Below are 22,397 nucleotides of genomic sequence, written 5' to 3' on the forward strand. Positions count from 1 at the left end.
AATCTGCGTATCGAAAAAGTCGTCCGCAGGATAACTCTTACGAGAAATCGGGCCAAGTCACGATTTGACAGTCTCAAAGAAAGCCGCACATATCAGCGATCTTGCTCGCGCCGCACCCGATAAGGGGCACGCGTCCGGAAAAATGCGTGATCTTCCTGACTGGCTCACTCGCCCGATCACCAAAGCTGAACGCAAGCACCACCGAGAGCGCACTCGTCTGAGTATCGCTCTCCGATAGCGCACACAGGCGGCTCACTTGCGAGCCACCGTCCGTCTTCAAGCGGTCGGCGTTGTTCGCTCGCGGCTCGGCTGCAAAGACTGAGTACGAAGCCGCTTCCAATCTTCATCGTTGAGATTGCTGTAACGAGCATACGTGCCAGGATTGTTCAGCCACTGCCCCCCATCGATCGCAATGACCGCGCCATTGATATAGGCACATCGATCGGAGAGTAGAAATACCGCCAAGTCAGCAAGTTCAGTGCGATCGCCGTTCCGGCGCATCGGAATCTTGTCCGTCGCCAACGTGCCGCCCGCCATACTCCACGACCCCCGGGCTACGCTGTTCTCGACCCGAAAGGGTCCCGGCGCTATGGCATTGAGCCGGATTCCCCTCGGCCCCCACTCCACCGCAAGACCCTTCGTCATGGCGGCAATTCCTGCTTTGGACATCGAAGACGGCGTCACAAAGGGAGAGCCCGTCCAGACCCATGTGGCAAGAATCGAGAGGACCGTTCCCTCGTGACCGCTCGCAATCCAGCGCTTGCCAATGGCATTGGTCACGTAAAACGTACCGTGCAGTACGATGTTGGCAACTGCATCGAAACCGCGAGGGCTGAGATCTTCGGTTCGCGAGATGAAGTTGCCGGCCGCATTGTTGACAAGCCCATCCAGCGGGCCGTCGCGCCAAAGCTGCTCGACCACCGCCTCAATCTGATCCGGTACGCGGATGTCCAGCTCGTACGCCTTTACTTTGCCACCGGTGTCCTTGATCAACTCTTCAGCCGCCTCGTCGAGCACCGCCTTTCGGCGGCCGGCGATCGCAACTTCGGCGCCCAGTTCGAGAACGCGGCGGGCCATCGACTTGCCGAGCCCGGTGCCGCCACCCGTTACAAGAATGCGCTTACCCTCTAAGAGATTTGCCTCAAACATCACAATTTCTCCCGTCACTGACTTCGGCGCAAACTAAATGGGCGCAACTACGGACCTCACACTGACCTTGCGCCTGCGTGCAATCATACATGCGGCAACTTCGCATCAAGTGATGCGCGAAAGCGCCTTCTCGAATCGAAATGCCTCGCTCATCGCTTGCGCAACGCCTTCCAATCTTCGTCCGGCATGTTCGCGTGCCGCGTGAACGTGCCCGCCCCGTTGAGCCACTGGCCGCCATCGATGGCGATGATCTCACCGGTAAGGTAGGCGCACCGATCCGAAAGCAGGAACACGGCCAGGTTGGCGAGTTCTCCCGGTTCGCTATTCCGACGCATCGGAATCGCATCGGTGTCGATTGATCCGCCGCCCGTGCCTAGCGCCATTGCATTGACACGGATACCCTTGGGTCCCCACTCGACCGCCAATCCCTGTGTCATGGCGGCGATGCCCGCTTTCGACATGGAAGTTGGCGTGACAAATGCTGATCCAGTCCAGACGTACGTTGCAACGACTGATACGATCGAACCCTGGCGTCCGCTGGCGATCCAGCGCTTTCCGACAGCACTCGTCACGTAGAACGCGCCATGCATCACCGTATCAGCGATTGTGTCGAACTCGTCGGGATTGATATCTTCCGTGCGCGACACGAACATGTCGTCTGCATAGCTGACAAGCCCGTCGAGCGGACCGTCAGCCCATATTTTGCCGATGACGTTATCGACGGCAGCGCCCACGCTGACATCAAGCTCGTGGCTCGCTATCCTACCACCACCCACGCTTGACAGTTCGCGCACCGCGTCGTCCAACTCTGACTTTTCACGTCCGACAAGCGTCACAACTGCCCCGAGCTCAAGGAGGCGCCGGCTTATCGTCTTTGCGAGCCCGGTTCCACCACCGGTTACCAGGATCCGCTTACCCTGCAGAAGGTCATTTTGAAACATCGCCTGATCTCCGAGACGCGAATGAAGCGTTTGCCCTGTTTCCAACTGAGTTCTAATGAACACGGACGCAACCGCGCCTGAGTCAGCTCAGATCGGAAACAGGTCTGTTTCTTCTACTATCCGATCTCAGGCAGGTCAAGCCTAAGTGAGCCTTTCAGGCGCGAGCGGGTTGAAAATCTACAATCGCTCGACGACCACCCATGGCCCTTGACCGATATGGCTTCGCTGCCTTGACTGGATGCGGTTCGGTACGGGAGCGTGGCCCGCCCGAGTGCGTAGCGCATCTGACGCGACGCGGACGATCGCAATCTCCGACTGAATGGGGTCACATGCACCATCATGTCATTGACAGTCCGCGCATCCATTGCGGCCATCGTGCGGACTGGACTACCAAGCGCTTGTTCAACTTTCGAGGCGCCGCGATCGCACTTACTCCGTCTCGACTGACGCGCATAGTCGATAACATCGTCAATTCGTCGTGCGCTTTCCAGCGCTGTCTAACCCTGTTCTCCACTGCCGCTAGAAGTCTCCGCCAGCTCGATCACTCGAGACCTAGCGAAGCTGTCGATTTCACCCTGGCTGTATCCAAGGAAGGTCAGCACCTCCTGCGTGGACTGCCCATGACGCGGAGGCGGTGAACCAGGTGTTCGCTTTGCACCGTTGAACACTATCGGTTGCGCTATGGTCTTCAACGCCCCCAACTCTGGATGTTGATAATCGAGCACAATGCCGCGCGCCACGGTATGCTCATGGTTCAACATATCAGCAATGGAATTGATTGCAGCGCAGGGGACGCCGTTCTCAGTAAGCAAAGGCACCCAATCCTCGGAGGAGCGCTGGCGGATGAGTTCTTGAACAGCGCTAATGGTAGCTGCCCGGTTCTTCACGCGGTCAGGATTCGTTCGGAACCGAGGATCATCGATCCATGCCTCTCTCTCGACGGCCTTGCAGAAACGTCGCCAAAGATTGTCGTTCGCGATGCCCAACAGAACCGGCTTATCCGAGGCGTCGAACGCTTGGTACGGACAGAGCGATTCATGTCCAGACCCGCACTTCTCGGGGAGCATACCCTTCTCCCAAAATATCTGCAGATTGTATCCAAGGAACGCAACGGCTGTTTCGAATAGAGAGACTTCAAGGCACGCGCCCTCGCCAGTCTTCGTGCGGTTCATCAGCGCGGCGAGAATTCCCGAAGCGGCATGAGTGCCTGTTGTCTGGTCCACAGGCGAGAATGGACTGCGGACCGGCCCCCCTCCCGGCTCGCCGGTCATACTCATGATGCCGCTGAAGGCTTGCGCGATGACATCATAGCCAAGAGCGTTTGCCAGCGGCCCGGTACGACCAAATCCCGATATGCTGCAGTAGATCAACTTGTCATTGATCGCACGCAGCGTCTCGTAATCGACGCCGAGTCTGCCACTCACACCGGTACCGAAACTCTCCACGACGACATCGGAGTCTCTTGCCAATCGGTGAACGATTTCGCGACCGCGAGCCGTCTTCAAATCGACCGCGACGCTCTTCTTATTCCAGTTGCAGCTCAGAAAAACCGAGCCGGTTGCAGCGCGGAACGGAGGCCACTGCCTTGTTTCGTCACCAACTCCGAGCGGCTCGATCTTGATAATCTCCGCACCAAGATCGCCCAAGTACTGCGTACACATGGGACCTGCCAAAACTTTGGTCAGATCCAACACGCGAATTCCTGAGAGTGGCTTCATCTCGAATGACCTCTCCGCGCAGACGCCACCGACCGCGGTGCCTGCTGTGACACGTTTTTTGGAAACCGAGCTGTTTCTATTATGAGCCAACCTCGTAGCTGTCAAGCAAGAAACGCGCGGATCGCGCATTGGTCAGAAGCAGGGACGGAACACGAAAGCTTGCGGGCGACGCTGGTCGTTCAGCGGACGATCCGAGGCTGCGGACGATGGCTGGAAAATTCGCAGCGATGACAGCGAGAGTCTCGTCAGCACGACTGTGGTTGCCGTGCATGCAATAGGTTTCGATCCCACGGCGGCGCGCCGCCTCGATCGCTTTCGCTTTTCGCTACGAATGGGCGCGCGAAGGATACACACCGACATCGGTCAACGCGCTACGATTGCGATGACAGGAACGCGCGTCATAATGTACAAACTCTAGTGGCATCTTGCACTTCAGGCGCGCTATTCGTCTTCATCCATCTCAAGAAATAGAACGCGCTCTGGCGGCATGCGCACGCCCACTTCCTGGCCAACCTCGTGAAGAGTAGCGGTGAGAACGACCGCGCGAATTTCCTGCCCGGCAATATCGACAACGTACTCCACGAACCGCCCAGTGAAAGTCGCACTACGTATGGTGCCAGTCAAACAGTTCGATCCTTCAAATCCGTCGCTCGCGATTTCCACGTGCTCCGGCCGTACCATCATCCAGCGCGCTTGGGCAGGCTCTTCTATCGGATTAACACTGATGATGAAACCGAACGCGGTCATCGCCCGATAGCTGTCTCCATTCCGTTCGCACGCATGGCAACGCACTAGATTTGCTTGGCCGAGAAATCGGGCGGTGAACACGTTCTTGGGCGTCAGGTAAAGCTCCTTCGGCGTACCCAGCTCGATGATCTCGCCATTTCGCATCAGCGCGATACGGTCTGACATCGTCAACGCCTCTTCCTGATCATGCGTGACGTAGATTGCAGTCGTATCGATACGCCCCTGAAGATCCCTCAACTCGAAGCGCATCTGCTCGCGCAGCTTGGCGTCGAGATTCGATAGTGGCTCATCCAGCAAGAGCAGCTTCGATTCCTTCACAATGGCCCGCGCCAGCGCTACACGCTGTTGCTGCCCGCCCGAAAGCTGCGTCGCCGGACGGTCCGCGAATTTTCCCAAGCCGACGACCTCAAGCGCGCTTTGCACCTTACTCCGCGTTTCTGCCCGCTTAAGGCCCCTTGTCTCCAGCGGGAACGACACGTTCTCGAACACGGTCATATGAGGCCAGATGGCATAGGATTGGAACACCATGGAGATGTTGCGGCGATGGGTCGGAACCACAATCTGACGCCCGGAATTGAATACATCATCGCCATCAATGCGGATGACCCCTCCGGTAGGGGTCTCAAGTCCCGCGATCGTGCGTAGCGTCGTGGTTTTTCCGCAGCCAGAGGGGCCAAGAAGGGTGAAGAATTCTCCTTGTTCGACGTGGAAGTTCACATCGCGCACCGCGCTGTAGCCGCCATAAGCAACGCGCAGGTCATCAACCGTTAACATAGCTGTCCCTTCCTTCATCAACTCTGCGTCCGGACGCGGGATCGTTCGGCGATGATCTGCCAGCCTGCCACCACGATGAACAATGCGGCCACCAACCACACGCCGACTGCCGCGGTCTTGGTTGGCTCACCTCCGGCCCAGTAGCCCCACAACAGTACGGGGAGAGTTTGATTATCCAGGCCTTGAAGCATGAGGGCCGCTGTCAATTCACGCATGGCGTGGGCCAGAACCCAAATCCACACCGCGATCAGCGCTGGTCCCAACAACGGCACCACAATTCGATAGCCGACGCGTAACCAACCGGCGCCTGCCGTCCTCGCTGCGTCCTCGAGATCAGGGTGCAACTGCATCATGACACTGTTGGTGCTTCTACTCCCAAAGGACAGGAACGTCGTTGCATAGGCGATGGCAATTATCCAAATCGTGCCGTAGGCACGAAACCATGTCATGGTCGAATAGAGCTGGATCAACGCGACGCTCAGCATCACCCCGGGGATAGCGACGGGAATGAAGGTCGCTAAGTCGACGATTTTGCGGCCCGGCGCCTTGCTACGCACGACGACCCACGACACCAGCATCGAGAGCACCGTGACTGCCGTCGCGGATACGAGCGCGATGACAACGGAATTAAGCGCAGCATGGAATGCAAACTCATTTGCGAAGAATGCACGATGGTTCGCCAGTGACGCGAGGGAGAGCGCCTCGAGGGAAATTTTTATTTGATAAGGCATCAGGCTGGTCCACAGAAGGACTCCGAGTGGGGCCAAAACGGCAAGGGAGAAGTACAGGAAGACCATGCCGATGGCCAACCAGCGCAACCGCTTCAGCTTGAATCGACGCGGGCGAAAGCCTTTCCCAGTCAATGTCACAAATCGGCCCGCGTTTTTCACCGCGCGCTGGTACCCGAAGGCCATAATGAGCAATAACACGAGAAAGAGCACGGCCATCGCCGACACCATCCCGTAATCTGGCAGTCCAGTCGTGTTTAGATGAAGCAGCCGGTAGATGCGGCTTGACAAGACGTAAATGCCGACCGGCATGCCGAGCGTTCCAGGCACGTCGAAAACAACGAAAGATATGATGGCAAGAAACATGCATGATGCGAGCAGCGCGGGAGTGAGCAGCGGAAGAACAATGCGCCGCATCGTGTACCAGGCACTCGCGCCGGATGCTGCCGCTGCGTCTTCCAGAGTCGGGTCGATGTTACGAAACGACGGTGCCATCAGCAGGAACGCCGAAGGGACCATTGCGAGGCCCTCGACAAAAATCATGCCGGCCATCGAGTAGATGTTGAACGGCGACGATTCGAGTCCGAACGCCTCCTGTAAGATCTGATTGAAGAAGCCGGTGCGCGGACCGATAAGCATGGTCCAGCTGATCGCCAGCAACACCGGTGGGGTAGCGATGGGCAGAATCACGACGGTGCGGATGAGCGGACGGAACGGAATGTCGGTACGCTCGACCAACCAAGCGATTAGCGTTCCGAACGACATAGCAATGAGAATGGAGCCAGCGGCGAAAATAAGGGTATTTAGTGTGAGCGAATAGAAGCTTGGATCAAGATAGACGCGCGCGTAGTGGCCGATCGACCATCCTGTGCTCAGCGGAAAGCCGGTCGGCTTTAGGCTGCTCGTCAAGAGCATGATGAGAGGTAGTCCGACCATCCAGAAGAGCAGAACTCCAAGTATGATCGTCGGCCATGCTACAGAGTACCGTCCGCGCTGCCGCAAACGGGTCGAGAAAATGGAGCGCGCTTTCCGACCGCCGTCGTGAGACGTCAAAACGGAATCGTTCATCAGCGGGCCGCTCCTGCGCGTCCGAGTATCTCGGTGAATTCCGCGGTCAACCTTACGACCTCTGGCACCTCCTCCGGCGAGAAGTCGGCAATCTGTCGCTTCGCGAGGAGATCGGCCGTCCGCGTGCCAGGGATCAGGCGGTTGCCGCGGTCCGTCGCGTCCTCGTATGTGCGGGCCCCTTCGAGCGAACTGAGCCACACGGCAAGCAACTTTCCGCCGGCCGGGTTCTGGCTGTTTTTGGGAATGAAGCTGTACAAGGTGCTGATCGGCGTGGGATTGAGAACCTTCAAGCCAAGGGGGGCGCCGGCTTTTATGGCGGGCTGCGCGCTGTTATACACACCGATGCAAATGTCGTACTCCCCGGCGACGACCTGCTGCGCCATCGTGACGGTTGCCGGAGAAAGATATGGCTTCTGCTGGGTGAATTTGACGAGATAGTCCCTGGCCTTTTCTTCTCCCCATACCTTCGCAAGCTGAACAAAGGCGGCGGGCCGAACCCAAGTGCCGACGCGGCCGCGCCATTTGGGATCAAGCACCTCCTCCCATGAATTCGGTACCTTGTCGTCGGCTACATTTCTTTTGTTCCACAACAGGACATGGAAGGGAGCAACATTGATGAGATACTCCGAGTTCGCGTTTGGAGAGAGACTGACACTAACCCCCAATGCTCCCCAGTTCACGCCGAGCAGAACTTTCTGCTGCGAAAGCGTCCAGACTTGGTCGCTGGTCGAAATGCCGATGTCAGCTGTGGGGGCGTTTGCCTGCGTTTCCTGTATGATGCGTGCCCCAATCGCATTTGAGTCTATGCGCACGTGACGCACCTGGACGTCCGGGTAGGCTCGATTGAAGACAGCGATAATCCCAGCAATATGCTCAGTCGGCGAACTATCGTACCAGATGACTCGGCCCGCTTTGCTCGCTTCTTTCGCAAGAGAGGCGAGATCGGCAGATTGAGCATGAGCGTTGCGTGCACCGACGCTCGCAAGGGCCGGCATGCTGGATGTCAGCAGAGCGCGGAAGGTCGTCGTTATGAACTTTCTTCGATCAAGCGATTTCACGTCATTTTCCTCTCAGTTCGATGCCGGTCGTTGGCATCGTTGGCCGCTCTTGGGCCATTATTCGTTCACTGATCCAAGCACCCGCTTGCGCGAGCGCCTCTCGTCCAGCACTGAGCTGCGCGAAATACCATGGAAAAATATGGATCATCTCTGCCCATACCTTCAGGCTGACTTCGCCGCCCGCGATTGCAGTTCGCTCGGCCACGGCCAATGCATCGCTCAGCAAGACCTCATCGCTACCAACATGGATGAGGATCGGCGGCATACCCAGATGAGAGCCGAACAGTGGCGACGCCCTCGGGTCGGTCGGCTCTTGCGAGCCCAGATAAATCGACGCGAGGTGCCGCAAAATCTCGCGACTAAGAACCGGATCGGCACGCCTTCGGAGTTCGTAGGAGCGGCCCGATAACGTCAAGTCTACCCAAGGGCTGATCAGATAAAGACACCCGACTCGCGGCAAGCCGCGCCTCGCAATTTCCTGCGCGAGCGCGAGCGCGAGACCCCCGCCAGCAGAATCCCCTACGAGGGCAACCCCCGTCGGGTCCGTCCCCGTTTCGATCAGTCCAAGGTACGACTCGATCGCATCTTCAAGAGCCGCGGGAAACGGTTGCTCGGGAGCGAGCCGATAATCCACGGCATAACCGACCGCCTCGGCCGACATTGCCAGCGTTGCGAGCATTGCCGCATGGTCCGCGGCGCTACCACTGGAGTAGCCGCCCGAGTGAAACAGCAAAATAGCGCGCTTTGCGCTGCAGTTCTCCGGAACGATTCGAAGCGAGGGCACGCCGTTGAACCGAACGCTTTCACGCTGGCATCCCGCTGGCAGCGGGACAGAACATCCATAAGACATCTGCGACCGTCTTGCCGTCGCAACTGGCCGCACCACGTCGGGGTCGACGACCTTCTTGAGCATTTCCCGAAGTGCTGCGATCTCCGACATCCTTGCCCTCAGTAGAACAGCGCGCGGCGCCGCATCCCGCCCTATCGACGCTTGACTATAGAACAAGCAGTCGGTATTGGAAACAGTATAGTTTCCGTCTTGAGTTTTTTTTTGGTCACGATGGCCGCGGCTAACTCACGTATTGGCTCCATGAGGAGACGGTCGCGGGTTGGTGTTGCTCGTCGCTCAAGCAGAATCGAGTGCGAACAAAGCGTAAGCGCACACGAGGCGGAGCAACTTGGTGGAAACAACAATGGATAGAATCACGACGGGTATTTCGCTATCCCACGCGCGGCCACTGTTGGACCAGGTCGTTGAGACACAACTTCGATGCGCGATCCGAAACGCCGTCCCAATCGGAACTGGTGTCCCATCGCTCCCCTGTGCAGCCACCCATCGTCGCCAGCGGCTCGATGATGGCCGACCGCTTAACGCACAGCGGTTCCTCCCAGCCTCTGCAAACGTCGCCGCGGATCAGCCATGAAGAAGACCATTCGCATTGGCTGCGGCGGCGGCTTTTGGGGTGATACCGAGGATGGCGCGTCCCAACTCGTCGAGAGGGGCAATATCGACGTCCTCATCATGGACTATCTCGCAGAGATCACGATGTCCCTGTTAGCACGCGCACGCGAGGGCCAATCGAGCGCTGGGTTCGTTCAGGACTTTGCCTTGCTGATGGGCCGCCTGGCTCCGCGCATCGCGCAAAAGAGAATACGCGTCGTTGTCAACGCCGGCGGCGTCAACCCGACCGGCTGCCGCACGGCAATCGAAGCCATTCTGGCGGAAGCCGGGGTCGAGCTCCGGGTGGCGTCCGTCGAAGGCGACGATTTGCTGCCCCTCGCCAACGAGCTACGCCGGGAAAACGCCGTCGAAATGTTTAGCGGAGCTCCGTTGCCAAACGAGCTGCTAAGCATGAATGCTTATCTTGGTGCGCGCCCGATCGCGGCGGCCCTCGCCGCGGGCGCCGACATCGTCGTTACCGGCCGCTGTACGGATAGCGCTTTGGCGCTTGGGCCGTTGATCCACGAATTCGGCTGGGAGGCGAACGACTACGATCAACTCGCCATGGGAAGCCTGGTCGGGCATATCCTCGAATGCGGCACCCAAGCGACCGGCGGCATCAGCACCGATTGGCAGGCAGTTCCCGGTTGGGATGACATGGGTTTTCCTATCGCCGAATGCAGCAGCGACGGCTCTTTCGTGTTGTCCAAGCCGGACAACACGGGCGGACTTATCAATCCGCAAACGGTTGCGGAACAGATCATCTACGAAGTTGGGGATCCGCGTCGCTACATTCTGCCGGACGTTATCTGTGATTTCAGCAATGTGCGTGTCGAACAGGTAGGCCCCGATCAGGTGCGGATCACCGGCGCACGAGGTCGGTCACCGACCTCGACCTATAAGGTTTGTGCGACATATGCGGACGGGTTCAAGGCCAGTGGAATGCTCATGATCGGCGGGCGTGACGCCGCCGCAAAAGCCCGCCGCACCGCAGATGCTATCCTGAAACGCTGCCGCAGACTCATGGCAGCCAAACAGCTCGGTGATTTCCGCCGCACTTCGGTCGAGATTCTTGGAGCAGAGCATACGTATGGCCCTCACGCTCACGCGGTCTCCGCCCGCGAGGTGATCCTGAAGATGGCCGTTCATCACGACATCAAGAATGCTTGCCACATCTTCTCGCGCGAATTTCTTCCAAGTTCGACTTCAATGTCGCAAGGGATCACCGGCTTCGGGGCGGGCCGACCCAAGGTCGGCCCATTGGTGCGCGTCTATTCGCTCCTCGTTGAAAAAACGCGGGTGACCCCGCGCGTGTTGATCGACGACCGTATCTTTGTTGCGCGGGACGCGAGCGGAACGCAAGGCGAGGACGTGAGCGAACGGGAGCCGGATTCGGCGGCACTTCGTGGATCCCTATCTGGACCCGTGGCAACGGTGCCGCTGATTGCTCTCGCCTACGGACGCAGTGGGGACAAAGGGGATGCCTCCATCATTGCCATACTCGCACGACATCCCGAGTTCGTTGCGATCATCGAACATGCACTCACCTCCGGTGCCGTAAAGGATTACTTCGCGCATATCGTAAAGGGTGGTGTAGAGCGCTTTGCCGTGCCGGGCCTGAATGGCTTCAATTTCGTCATGCACCAGGCCTTGGACGGTGGCGGCACCTCCTCCCTCCGTCACGATTCACAGGGCAAAGCACTCGCCCAGATGCTTCTCGATGCGCCGATCGAGGTACCCGCAGAGTGGCTTGCGGCAGGTGGATACCTTGCAGATTTCGCGGGGATTGAGGCGCGCGCACCATCCCCCGCTGGTTGATGCTGGAATGAGCTGCACCAACATGGCAATGAAGAAAGACGAAGAGGTCACTCGCGTCAAGATTCTGGAAACGATCGACCGTCTCTTCTATCGTAAGGGCATCCGCGCTGTCGGCGTCGATACGATCGCCGCTGAACTCGGCATCAGCAAAAGGACCCTGTATCGTCATTTCCGCTCGAAAAGCGAAATGATTGAGGCCTATCTTCGTGGCCGGTTTCAGCCCTTTCCGGAAGATTCGGACAAGCCGCCGGCCGAGCAGATCCTTTCCAATTTCGCATGGTTGGAAAAGTCGCTTTCGCCAGAGAAGGAGTACAGGGGCTGCGCCTTCCTCAACGCCCTCGCCGAATTCGGAGAGGACGAGCGTGACTCAAGAGAGCTTGCCGCCTTTTTTAAGGAAGGCCGCCGGCTCTGGTTTCGCGATTTGCTTTCGAAACTCGACGTCGACGATCCGGACACGCTCGCGACGCAGCTCTCGATGCTCGTCGACGGCGCCTACTCCGCCATGCTTGTCCGAAAAGATCCATCCTACACACGGGCCGCGATTGCGGCCGCTCGCCTCCTGCTGAAGAATGCGGGCGTGAGCCTCGTTTACGCACGCCCAAACGCCCCAAAGACCGGCAGCGCCACTCCCTCGCCCGGCAAATCCAGCAGCGCCGTATTCAGTAAGATGTGAACCGAGCACTCGTTTTGCTCGTAGGAGCGGTCGTGCCAACTTCGAAACCCAATGTAAACTGATGATGGGATCGCCTTGGGGCTGACCCCCGCGGGTCGCGGCTGTGCCGCCACGTCCGTCTCGGCCTATCGCCGCACCTCCACATCAACGTAGTCGAGCAAGAATCCAGTTCGGCCGGAGACCTTGGCGCCGTCGTCCGTACGGCTGACGACGCGCCTGAGCGTGCAGATCATGATCCCGTGGTAGGACCGGTGATCGAGACAGTAATGTGCTGCGACGCCGCGAGCGACGTCGGTGACGTAGTCCATTCGACGCAGCAGAAAATCGAGACCGAAGTAGAATTTCTGCTTCTTGGTATGAGCCGGCACTTTGTCAGGATAAATCACCTCAAGCACGCGCCATTGCTCGTCATTCTCCTGATGTACGCCGAGTTCCCGCGTTACAAACCCCGGCTTGGCGAGGAGAAACGGTATCGAGACGTAATTCCACATGGCATAGCCAATGAAGTACGTTAGATGGAGCGCATCCCACTTCGACTCCCAAACATGGCCGGCGAACGCATCGCGAGGATTGCGACGTTCCTCAACCACGCTCCCATCGCGGCGTTCGATCCAGACGCGGTCAGCAGTAAAGATCCATCGGTCGTCGGGGTCACCACCCAGCCGCTGGAACACCACGCGACATTCGCGGACGTCAATCGAGCAACTCGGCTGAAGATGGCGAGGAAAGCCCTTCACCACGAGGGCCGCGCCTGAAAAATTGAAGCGGACATCAACTGACCGTACTCCTCGCCAGCGCTCCATCCCGCCATAAGCCTCGATAGCAGCCTGAAGTAAGTCGGTCATCGGATCATTTCCTCACGCCGCAAACTAGAATTCTCGCTGCAGGTTTCAACGTCGTAAGTGCCACCTTTTCGGACATTGCGTGTCGACGTGCGCCAGCGGAAACCGGCAGCTGGAGTGTTTCGCAAACGACTCGAAGGTGATTGTCCCTGACATGACTGATCTAATGGATGATGATCGAAGGGGTCCCAATGTCACGCAGTGTTCGCGTTTTGCGAGTTCGGAGGCCCGGAGGACGTATGAAGATCGAAGATGTGGTCGTGCCCGATCCCGGCCTCCACGATGTTCGCTTACGCATCAAGACTTTCGGCTTCAATCGAAGTGAAGTTCTGACGCGTTCCGGCAAGTCCGCAACCAAGCCGGCGCTCCCCGCGTATCTCGGCTAGGAAGCCGTGGGGGTGATTGAAGCGTTGGGATCGGGTGTCGAAGGTCTCGCCGTGGTACCTAGTATCCTGGCTTTTAAGTGATTTTTTGCGGGAGATTGCTTCACGATGACAGGCAGTTGGCAAGCAAAAGCCTAGTTTCCGCGACCCGATGGGGCATCCGTCAGCACGTCAGCTTCACGTGGGAACTCCCCGCCCATCAAGGAATAGCAAACAATGCTTCACGAACAGTTCCGGAAACTGAAACAGCGAGCCGTGTCCGGAATCAGGATAGATGATTAATTGGGCGTCGGGAATGTGCTGCGAAAGCGTGAATGAGTTGACGGTTGGCACCATGATGTCTTCACGTCCATTCACCACCAGGGTTGGTTGTCGAATGAGCTTGAGTTCTGCGAAGCGTTCGCCGCGCGGTTTACGCCATTCAGTGATCGCCGCGCGCTGCGCAGCCGCTGTTTGAGGCGATGAGGGAGGATCGACGTTCTCTGTACGAACGTGGCGCCTTGCCCAAAAGGCGCTGCATGCCGCCTGGCTCGTATCTGATGGACTAAAGAACAGGTTCTGAAAGGCTTCCAAGGGCGCTTCACCCGTCTTCGGGTCGGTTATGCCGCCGTACTTCGCATATTTCGGATCGGTCGGAGGCTCGCCGGCACGCGGGCCAGTGCCTACCAAAATGAGACGCCGCACGTGCTCGCCGTATTGAAGGCAGAAGGACTGCGCAATGTACCCGCCAATCGAGAAACCAAGTAGGTCAAACCGCTGAATCCCGAGGGCCCTGATGAAGTCTGCGGCATGACGGGCCATCGCATCGATGGTATCAGGGGTCTCACCGCTCGAACCCGCGACGCCCGCATTGTCGAACAGAATGATAGGCCGGGTTGCTGCAAAGCCATCGATAACGGTTGGATCCCAATGATCCAATCCGCCACGAAAGTGCTGCATGAAGAGAAGTGGAGTTCCGCTTTCCCGACCAAATCTGCGGTAGGCGTAGCGAATCCCGTTCGCTTCTACGAATTGCGTGGGAGCTGTAACGTGTTCTGGCATGATCCCTGCTCCGTTGTCGGCTTTTGCGGCCGCGATATCCCGCTTAACTTCTGACAGGCCGTCGGGCGGCTGGGCGGCGACGGAGGTCGTGGCACCGACTGCTGCCAGACCGACCACCTTAAGGAAGTCTCGCCGTTTCATAGTATTCGACTCCTCGTTCGGAAAGACGCGTGAGTCCGCCAAAGGACAGTCTCAATCGACACAGCGTCCAGCTTGCTTCATTTGGAATACTAGGAGCCGGGTTCCGCGGCGTAAACGTCATTTGCGCCACCCTCTGCGACATACGTCCTCGACAGAATCCGATCTCGTCCGGACGGGCAACACGTGATCGTTCGTTCGGACTGCCTTCTCCAAGGATTTTTGGGGCGACCGGATATGCTTCTCGATTTTCACCGGCTAGGCGCTCTTTCTCGTCCGCTGAACGAATACGGTGCGTTGCCATCCTGATGACCGTAAGCTCCCGGTCCTTCCGGGCTAGTCATGCGCCAACGATCCTAAAACGACAGTCGAGGGCCGCGTCGCGAAGCTCGAGGAGAGCTTGATAGTCGGGAGAATGATACCAGGCGAAAGCCATCGCCTTGTCCGGAAACCGAACGACCATGCCGTTCTCGAATGCGGGTTCGCCACAGAGCGATAGCCAGGGTCCGGCCGCAAGAATTTCGCCATCGAACTTGCGCAAGATCGGTCCGACCTGCGAGCTGTAACGTTCGCGCGCTTCCTTGTCGCGGACGGTCGCTTCGACGATCACGTAGGCGCTCATCTTCATTCCTTAGTAGAGGATAGGTTCGCGAGCCTCGATTAGTGAACCCGGACGTAGCAGACATCATTCACGTCAAACGGTAACGACCACTTTTCCGAATTGGGCTCCGGTTTCGATATAGCGATGGGCCGCAACAATCTCATCGAACGGAAATGTTTTCGCTATGATCGGCCGCAACTCGCCAGACGCGAGTCCTTCGCCGATGAATTGTTTGAGCGCCGCAAGCTTGTCGTCCCGGGCGACCGTGGTCGGGAGACCGAATCCTCGGACCGTCAAATCCTTCCACAACACCTGTCCGAGCGGCAGCGGGGTAGCCTCGGGACTGAGTCGACCGTACACGATCAGCAAACCCCCGGTCGCCGTCACCTCGGTAAGTTTCTCGAAGGTTGGCCCACCCACTGCGTCGAACACCACATTGGCGCCCTTACCGCCGGTCAAGCGGGCCACTTCCGCAACGAGGTCCTGCTCCTCGGTGGCAATTACCTGGGCGGCTCCCGCCTCGAGCAGTGCCGCCGCCTTCGCGGAGGTCCGGGTCAGGGCAATGGGGGTCGCGCCCACCTTGCGTGCGATTTGGATCGCGGCAAGACCGGTGCTGCTCGATGCCGCCGTTATCAATACCGTCCGACCCGCTGAGAGGCGGGCGATCTCGATCAGCCCGGTCCAAGCGGTGCCGAACGCCATCCAAGTCGCCGCCGCGTCCTGCCAACTCTGATTATGCGGTACTTTGACAAGCGTCCTGGCCGGAGCCAGAGCAAGCTCGCCATAGTAGCCGCGGCCCAGTTCACCGGGGATAACCGCCACCCGGTCACCGACCGCAAGACCATCCACATCCGATCCAAATGCTTCGATTACGCCCGCCGCCTCCAAGCCAAGTTGCGCGGGTAGAATTGCCTTGGTTGCGGATTTGCCGGACCGGGTGAGAACTTCGCTTCGATTCAGGCCGATAGCCTTGATCCGCAGGTGGACTTCGTTGGGGCCGGGATCGGGCACGACCACATCTTCTATCCTCAGGACCTCCGGACCGCCGAACTCGTGAAATCGAACGCTACGCGACATGGGTTCTCCCTTGATCTGCAATCAAGTAGATCGCTCCTCGGCGGGGCGAAACGCCTTTTTTGCCACCTTCTAGGACACGCCGGCCGAATTGGCTGCGGCTTGTGGCGGTGATGTCCCGGACTGTTCGCCGGTAAAGATCGCCATCATCTGGGCGTTGAACCCGTTCACCAGACCGTGTTCGTTCGGGCCGGGGTTCGCCCGAAGCGGCTTGGCCGCCTCCACCAAGATTTCGTCGGTGTCGGTGCCGAGCGCGGCAATGGTCTGTTCGATGAACTCTTGAAGCGGCATGGCTTGCTCGGCCTCCTGGCTGTTCATGAGCTCCGTGCGGACCCAGGGGGGCGCAATTTCGAGAACTCGAACCTTCGTACTCCGCAGCATGAATCGCTGCGAGAGGACATACGAATGCAACGCCGCCTTGGTCGACGAATAGACCGCGGTAGCCGCCAGCGGAACGAAGCCGAGCACCGAGCTGGTATAGGCAACGACGGCGTTCTCCTTAGCCTTGAGATGCTCGATGAGCGCGGACGTCATCCGGATCGGTCCCATCAGGTTCGTCGTGATGGTGGAAACCATGGCCGCGTCATCGACCTTGCCAGCGGCCACGTCCGGTTGCATGACGCCAGCGTTGTTGATTAGAACATTAAGGTCCGGATGATCAGCGATCAACTTCGCCGCGACTCGATCGATGCTCGTCGGATCAGTAACGTCGAGCTCAACGGCCACCATTCCGGGATTTGCCGCGATCACGGAGTCGAGGTGACCACGCCGGCGTCCCGCGATGATGACTTTATTGCCGAGCTTGTGAAGGGCCTCGGCGAGCCCGCGGCCGATACCTGATCCGCCGCCGGTGATGAAGATGGTATTGCCTGTGAGTTTCATGGGAGTGACCTAGACTTAGACTAGTGCCTCGGTATGAGGGCTGGGATCAGGAGGGAAAGCGGTTGCCGAACATCGGCAACCCACTGACGGAATCGGCTTTCGTCACCTCGTCCTGGAGGACGTCCCAGTGTTCCGCGAGCTTGCCGTCTTCGATTCGCACGATGTCGGCTGCAATCCAGGCAGCCGGACGGCCGTTACCGGAGAAACGGCCGTGGGTGATAACGTAGTCACCCTCAGCCACGGCCAACTGATTCTCGTAACGCAGCGTCTCCGGCACCGCGCGGATCAGCGCGAACAGTCCCTCGCGGCCAGGCGCGATGTGCGCGCTGTGCTGGATGTAACGATCGGACCAGAAGCGCTCAGCAGCGGCGTAGTCGCGCTTGTTGAACAATGTATCGAATGCCTTGAGGACGAGAGCTTTGTTCTCGGCAGGGGTCGTCTTTGACACGATAGTTCTCCTTATTCGGTGAATTGGGATCAAGCATTTTCCGGCTGCAGAGCCGGATAGTCGGAATAACCCTCAGGCCCGGCGCCATAGACGGTCGTCCAGTCGATCTCGGCGAGCGGCGCGCCGGTCTTGAGGCGTTGAACCAGGTCGGGATTGGCAATGAAGGGGCGGCCGAACGCCACGAGATCGGCGAGACCATCAGCGATCAGGCGATTGCCGCGCTCCGCGTCCATGTCGGTGTTGGCGATCAGCGTGCCACGGAAGATCGGCCGGAAGTGGCGGAACATGCCGTCTCCCATGAGCGGCTCCAGCGGCGTACCGGTGAAGTCGGTCGTGTTTCCCATGATAAGCAGATGCGAGATTCCATATCCGCCCAACTCGCGAATGGCATATTCGGCCATCGGCAAGGTCTCGTCGTTCGCCGCGAAGGGACCGGTTTCATGCATCGGGCCGATCTTCACGCCGACCTTCGACGGGTCGACTTCGCCGAAGATCGCCTCGACGACCTCGAACAGCAGGCGGGCACGGCCCTCGATGTCACCGCCATATTCGTCGGTCCGTCGGTTGGTCGCCTTGTTGAGGAATTGCGCCAGCAGATAGAGGTAGTTCGCCTGGATCTGCACACCGTCGAACCCGGCATCCATCGCGTTGCGCGCGGCGCGGGCGTAGTCGGCTGAGGTCTGACGGATTTCATCGTTGGTCATCGGACGCGGCGCAACGGTGGGGACACGGCCGGCGGCGGTGACGGATATCTGCTTGGGATCAACCTCCGAGGCCGAAAGCGGTCGCGCGCCGCCGCGCAGGTCCGGGTGCGAAATGGCTCCGGTGTGCCAGAGCTGCGCAACGATGCGCCCGCCCGCGGCGTGAACGGAATTGGTTACGCGGCCCCACCCTCGAACCTGCTCAGCGGTCCACAAGCCGGGGGTATCTGCCCAGCCGAATCCCTCGGGGCTGATCGCAACACCTTCGGTCACGATCAGACCCGCGGCAGCGCGCTGTGCGTAGTACTCGGCCTGCAGCGCGGTCGGCACGTGGTCGTCCGACCCTGCCCGCATGCGAGTGAGCGGCGCCATCACGATCCGGTTGGGCAGATCGAGAGTTCCCATCCGGTAGGGCCTAAGCAGAGGCTGGGTCGACATGGGCGTTTTCCCTCATCGCGTCAGTTGCGTGAGGTACACATCGTCCGTCGCGGCTCCGTCCGGTAGCCGCTGCCCTTCACTAACTTCTATGTACGCGATGCATCAATCGGAACGACCGCTTATCGGCGCGGAATGACCGGTCAGATCGGCTCTGCAGGTGGTTCCCGCTCGAAATTGGCGACCAGGTGATCGATGATTGCGCGGGCAGCGGCGCGGGTGGCACGCCCCATCGGGAAATAGGCATGCACGGGAATGCCTTCCAACGTCCACTTTGTAAGCACGCGCACCAGGGCGCCATTTTCGAGTTCGCGACGGCATGCCCAGCCGCTCGTCGAGGTGATGCCCAGACCTGCCACTGCCGCCGCGATGGCGCCTTCGTTCTCGTCGGTCGAGAAATGCGGCTCCAGCTTGATCGCGGATTGCTGGCCGTCGCGTTCGAACCGCCAGGCAGACGGCACAGCAGCGGACGTCCCTCCGACGATGCGGTGCCGGCCAAGGTCCTCGGGAGTATTGGGCGCGCCATGGCGCGCCAGATAGTCAGGAGATGCCACGATGACGCGCGGGATCGTGGCGATGCACTTTGCGGTCCCGACCGCATCGGCAAGGCTGCCAAGCCGTATGGCGACATCCACGGCGTCCCGGACCACGTCATGACGCCTGTCCCCCATCTGAAGTTGTATATGCAAAGCCGGGTGCCGCTCGGCGAAAGAAGCGAGGCGAGGAATGACATCGCGGATGCCGAAGCTGGTCGGCATGCTCATCCGGACCAGTCCGCGCAGTTCACCGCCCTCGCGGACACTGTGCTCGGCCTCGTCCAGAGCAGCCAGGATAGGCTCGACCCGCGCCAGAAATTCTCCCCCGGCCTCGGTCGGCACGACGGCGCGCGTGGTGCGGGACAGAAGCCTGGTCCCAAGCTCGGCCTCGAGTTCGGCGACGATCCGCGAGGCCTGAGACTGCGAGAGACCGCACTCGCGGGCGGCGGCCGAGAAGCTGCCGAGCCGAGCGACGCGCGTATACAAGCGAAGGGCGAAGTTGTCCTTGATCAAGTTGGGAAGCTCCAGTCGGAAACGCTCCGGCCATGATAGGACATCTGATTGATGTATTCTATGCATGGAGCTCGTGGCATCGAGGTTAGCCCCGACTCGTGCTGCCGGACTCGCCATTTGAAAAGCGGCCGTGGTGAACGACCGCTTTCGAATCTCCTAGCCCGGATGCCTTGTCCTCGGCCCGCCACCTCCTCTGCGCGGCCGGCAAGTCGGGCACGAGCTCTTCGGCGGCGGCCCGATACAGCGCGAAGGTCGTGTCAAGTCCGCCTTGGTCGCCTTCATCTTCACGGCGCTGGCGTCATCGAGACGTAGCTCGACGATCCGTCGTCGCCTGGATGTCCTAATGTTATTTCAGTAAAGGCTCGAGTTCGGTTCCGCCCTAAAGCGAGTCCACGACTATGCCCCCGTTTGCGGGTCAACATGAATGCCCTGCGGGCAAACTATGCCCGGATCTAAAGCCGCAGTAAATTCGGCCGCCGTGTCCTAGAAGGTGGCAAAAAAGGCGTTTCGTCTCCCCGGGGAGCGATCTACTTGATTGCAGATCAAGGGAGAACCCGTGTCGAAGGTGAGACGGGATCGTTTCATGCTGGTGGAGACAACTCCTTCTGGCGACCGATTAGGCCGATGACTGCCAAAACGTCGCGCCCAGCAGGCGAACTGGTGCGGCCCGCTTTCGACCGCTTCGCAAGTCGACCCAAGCGCCACCGCCGGAAGGAGTTTCGATGACCCAGCAAAACTATCCGAACGCGCCGACGCAGTTCGTAGACACTGATAACTTTGCAGTGCGCGATGAGAATGTCCGTTGCCTTTCCTATGGCGTCCTGCGCAAGCATGCCGGGCTTCCGCGGGATCTGTTCGCAGACTATTGGCGCGATGTACTCGGGCCGCTCTGCGCGCGACTTCCCGGCATCAGCTATTACGTGCAGCACCACTTTTCACAGGACCACTGGGCGAATCTCTGGCCTCTGCCGGAGGGCGTTCACCGTATGGAGGTCGTGCTCGACGGCGCGGCGGAAATCGGTTTTGCCGACATCGACGGCCTAAACCGCTACGCTGAAGCAAGCCCCGTGTTGTTCGGAGAGGTGTTCCATCTGTTTGAGCACATCGTCGCCTACAATCTGCCGCGGGGGTCACATACCCTGGTTGATCGCGAGCCCGACGGCATTCCAAACGGGCCGGACCGGTTGTACCGCCTGCATTTGCATCTGAATGGCGGGTCTGGCGAGGCATTCCGGCCCTGGCTGTCGGAATGGGCACAACATCTGGCATCGGCGCCGGCGGTGCGGAAGTTGCGGCTGCATCTGCCGGAGCCATACGACAATGCACGCCCATCGCCGCCATCGCCCCACGGCGATCATCAGGTCAGTGACGAACGCAAGGATATAGGCGTCATCGAGATCGGTTTCGCAAGCGCGGTCAAGGCACGAGAGTTCTGCGAAAGCGATACCTATGCGCAACCATCGAGGACCAGCGCAGGCATCTCCGCTCGGTCGGCGCATTCCTGGTGACCGGCGTCTACACGTATGTCCGCGATGGCGTGATCACCACGGCCGGTTTGAGAGGCAGCCGGACTGCGGAGCTCATCGCGCGAATCGGTGCCGTCAACCAGACGCAGGACGCGGTAGCACGACGCTTCGTGCAGGACCCCACGTCAGTGACGTCGCCCTAAGAGGAGCATTTCACGTGATCGGGGACTGGCGCATCCGCTCAAACGTTCTTAGCCCCCGGCTTGTCGTTACGCCGCAGGTGGCGCAATGGGCCGCATGGCGGAGCCCGAAGAGATCGCCAAGGTCGCACTCTTTCTGGGCTCGGATGACTCGAGCTTCGTCACCAGGATCGAATTGTTCGCCGATGGCGGCAGAGCGCAAGTCTGACGCGAGGACGAGCGACACGCGATTGCTCACGGTGAGCCAGCTTAGTAGAACATAAAGGAGTCATGCCATGTCAGACACATTGAAGCTATACCACGCCATCAACTCGCCCAATTCGCGGCGCGTCCGAATTTTCCTAGCCGAGAAAGCTCTCAAACTGACGCTGATTTCTGTCGATCTCGGCGGAGGCGAGCAACACTCGGAAGCCTACAGGGCAATCAATCCCCGCCGCATGGTGCCGGTCCTTGTGCTCGAAGATGGCACCACCATCGGCGAGGTGCCGGCCATCATGCGCTATCTCGACGAAGCCTTTCCCGAAACGCCCCTGCTGGGCGCCACGTCCAAGGAAAAAGGCTTGGTCGTCATGTGGGAACGGTTCGCTGAAATGGAAGGCTTTGCGGCGGTGATGGAAGGCGTGCGCAATAAGGTTGAGAGACTCAAGGGCCGCGCGATCGCCGGACCGCACGACTTCGAGCAAATCACGGCGTTGGTCGACCGTAGCATGTTGCGCGTGAAGAACTTTCTCGCCGACCTGAACGAGCGGCTCGAAGGTACGTCCTTCGTCGCCGGGGAGCGGTTTTCGGCAGCAGACATAACTGCGCTGGTTACCATCGATTTCGCAAAGGCGCTCGACATATCGATTCCGCAGCAGCACCGAGCGCTGACGCGCTGGAGGGATACGGTTTCGGCACGGCCAAGTATGAGCGCATGACGTGAATGCCGTTCGACCCGCAACGCATCGACGATTGTTTCACGAAAGGCAGCCTCGCGACTGCAGGCTGCTAATACAGGAGTTAGACGATGCCCAAAGGGTATT

21 protein-coding genes are annotated in these 22,397 nt (G+C 59.4%); 6 read left to right on the plus strand and 15 right to left on the minus strand.

The features are described from left to right. Positions 1-276: 276 nt before the first annotated feature. From BLR13_RS10140 to BLR13_RS10170, 7 genes are all read right to left on the minus strand, one after another. Positions 277-1,149: an SDR family oxidoreductase gene (locus tag BLR13_RS10140; protein ID WP_074824880.1), complete on the minus strand. Its 873-nt coding sequence runs from the start codon at positions 1,147-1,149 to the stop codon at positions 277-279. 149 nt (positions 1,150-1,298) lie between these two features. Next, complete coding sequence (locus BLR13_RS10145) at positions 1,299-2,090, minus strand: SDR family oxidoreductase (protein ID WP_074824877.1); 792 nt, start codon at positions 2,088-2,090, stop codon at positions 1,299-1,301. Between the two features lie 497 nt (positions 2,091-2,587). Further along, positions 2,588-3,937, minus strand: coding sequence for a CaiB/BaiF CoA transferase family protein (locus BLR13_RS10150; RefSeq protein WP_349532615.1), 1,350 nt, complete (start codon positions 3,935-3,937; stop codon positions 2,588-2,590). Positions 3,938-4,249: 312 nt separating this feature from the next. Next, the gene (locus BLR13_RS10155; RefSeq protein ID WP_079587924.1) at positions 4,250-5,329 is read right to left on the minus strand and encodes an ABC transporter ATP-binding protein; all 1,080 of its coding nucleotides are present in this window, start codon (positions 5,327-5,329) and stop codon (positions 4,250-4,252) included. 17 nt (positions 5,330-5,346) lie between these two features. Then, positions 5,347-7,125, minus strand: a complete 1,779-nt coding sequence (locus BLR13_RS10160) for an ABC transporter permease (protein ID WP_074824869.1) — start codon at positions 7,123-7,125, stop codon at positions 5,347-5,349. Beyond that, the gene (locus tag BLR13_RS10165; protein WP_074824864.1) at positions 7,125-8,183 is read right to left on the minus strand and encodes an ABC transporter substrate-binding protein; all 1,059 of its coding nucleotides are present in this window, start codon (positions 8,181-8,183) and stop codon (positions 7,125-7,127) included. Before BLR13_RS10165 ends, BLR13_RS10160 begins: the two co-directional genes overlap by 1 nt. 1 nt (position 8,184) lies before the next feature. Continuing rightward, positions 8,185-9,123, minus strand: coding sequence for an alpha/beta hydrolase (locus BLR13_RS10170; protein ID WP_074824860.1), 939 nt, complete (start codon positions 9,121-9,123; stop codon positions 8,185-8,187). 480 nt (positions 9,124-9,603) lie between these two features. On the opposite strand from BLR13_RS10170, the gene BLR13_RS10175 reads away from it, so the two are divergent. Continuing rightward, positions 9,604-11,442, plus strand: a complete 1,839-nt coding sequence (locus tag BLR13_RS10175; RefSeq protein ID WP_074824856.1) for an acyclic terpene utilization AtuA family protein — start codon at positions 9,604-9,606, stop codon at positions 11,440-11,442. 7 nt (positions 11,443-11,449) lie between these two features. Next, positions 11,450-12,115, plus strand: a complete 666-nt coding sequence (locus tag BLR13_RS10180; RefSeq protein ID WP_244525135.1) for a TetR/AcrR family transcriptional regulator — start codon at positions 11,450-11,452, stop codon at positions 12,113-12,115. 125 nt (positions 12,116-12,240) lie between these two features. Here the strand turns inward: BLR13_RS10180 and BLR13_RS10185 are convergent, their stop codons facing one another. Next, on the minus strand, positions 12,241-12,960 hold the full coding sequence (locus BLR13_RS10185; RefSeq protein ID WP_074824851.1) for a hypothetical protein: 720 nt from the start codon (positions 12,958-12,960) through the stop codon (positions 12,241-12,243). Positions 12,961-13,196: 236 nt separating this feature from the next. Here BLR13_RS10185 and BLR13_RS40045 point away from each other — a divergent pair, with 236 nt between their 5' ends. Then, a complete protein-coding gene (locus BLR13_RS40045) occupies positions 13,197-13,343 on the plus strand; it encodes a hypothetical protein (RefSeq protein ID WP_154070843.1) in 147 nt (48 codons plus the stop codon). Between the two features lie 174 nt (positions 13,344-13,517). On the opposite strand, the gene BLR13_RS10190 is transcribed toward BLR13_RS40045, so the two are convergent. The 7 genes from BLR13_RS10190 to BLR13_RS10220 form a co-directional block, all read right to left on the minus strand. Beyond that, positions 13,518-14,522: an alpha/beta fold hydrolase gene (locus BLR13_RS10190; protein ID WP_197679532.1), complete on the minus strand. Its 1,005-nt coding sequence runs from the start codon at positions 14,520-14,522 to the stop codon at positions 13,518-13,520. Between the two features lie 337 nt (positions 14,523-14,859). Further along, positions 14,860-15,141, minus strand: a complete 282-nt coding sequence (locus BLR13_RS10195) for a DUF1330 domain-containing protein (protein WP_074831690.1) — start codon at positions 15,139-15,141, stop codon at positions 14,860-14,862. A gap of 72 nt (positions 15,142-15,213) precedes the next feature. Further along, positions 15,214-16,197, minus strand: a complete 984-nt coding sequence (locus BLR13_RS10200) for a zinc-dependent alcohol dehydrogenase family protein (RefSeq protein ID WP_074824846.1) — start codon at positions 16,195-16,197, stop codon at positions 15,214-15,216. Between the two features lie 69 nt (positions 16,198-16,266). Continuing rightward, positions 16,267-17,076: an SDR family oxidoreductase gene (locus tag BLR13_RS10205; protein ID WP_079586451.1), complete on the minus strand. Its 810-nt coding sequence runs from the start codon at positions 17,074-17,076 to the stop codon at positions 16,267-16,269. 46 nt (positions 17,077-17,122) lie between these two features. Continuing rightward, positions 17,123-17,524, minus strand: coding sequence for a nuclear transport factor 2 family protein (locus BLR13_RS10210; protein WP_074824843.1), 402 nt, complete (start codon positions 17,522-17,524; stop codon positions 17,123-17,125). Positions 17,525-17,553: 29 nt separating this feature from the next. Continuing rightward, on the minus strand, positions 17,554-18,663 hold the full coding sequence (locus BLR13_RS10215) for an alkene reductase (protein ID WP_074824841.1): 1,110 nt from the start codon (positions 18,661-18,663) through the stop codon (positions 17,554-17,556). 140 nt (positions 18,664-18,803) lie between these two features. Then, positions 18,804-19,709: a LysR family transcriptional regulator gene (locus BLR13_RS10220; protein WP_197679533.1), complete on the minus strand. Its 906-nt coding sequence runs from the start codon at positions 19,707-19,709 to the stop codon at positions 18,804-18,806. 722 nt (positions 19,710-20,431) lie between these two features. Between BLR13_RS10220 and BLR13_RS10225 the strand changes: the two genes are divergently transcribed. The 3 genes from BLR13_RS10225 (at position 20,432) to BLR13_RS10235 (ending at position 22,292) form a co-directional block, all read left to right on the plus strand. Beyond that, positions 20,432-21,217, plus strand: coding sequence for a hypothetical protein (locus BLR13_RS10225; protein WP_083387618.1), 786 nt, complete (start codon positions 20,432-20,434; stop codon positions 21,215-21,217). Between the two features lie 246 nt (positions 21,218-21,463). Beyond that, a complete protein-coding gene (locus BLR13_RS10230) occupies positions 21,464-21,583 on the plus strand; it encodes an SDR family oxidoreductase (protein WP_197679534.1) in 120 nt (39 codons plus the stop codon). A 67-nt stretch (positions 21,584-21,650) separates the two neighbouring features. Next, entirely contained in the window at positions 21,651-22,292 is a 642-nt protein-coding gene (locus BLR13_RS10235) for a glutathione S-transferase family protein (protein ID WP_074824837.1), read from the plus strand. Positions 22,293-22,397 lie beyond the last annotated feature (105 nt).

Source organism: Bradyrhizobium ottawaense (assembly GCF_900099825.1).
In the GTDB taxonomy this organism is placed as follows: Bacteria; Pseudomonadota; Alphaproteobacteria; order Rhizobiales; family Xanthobacteraceae; genus Bradyrhizobium; species Bradyrhizobium ottawaense_A.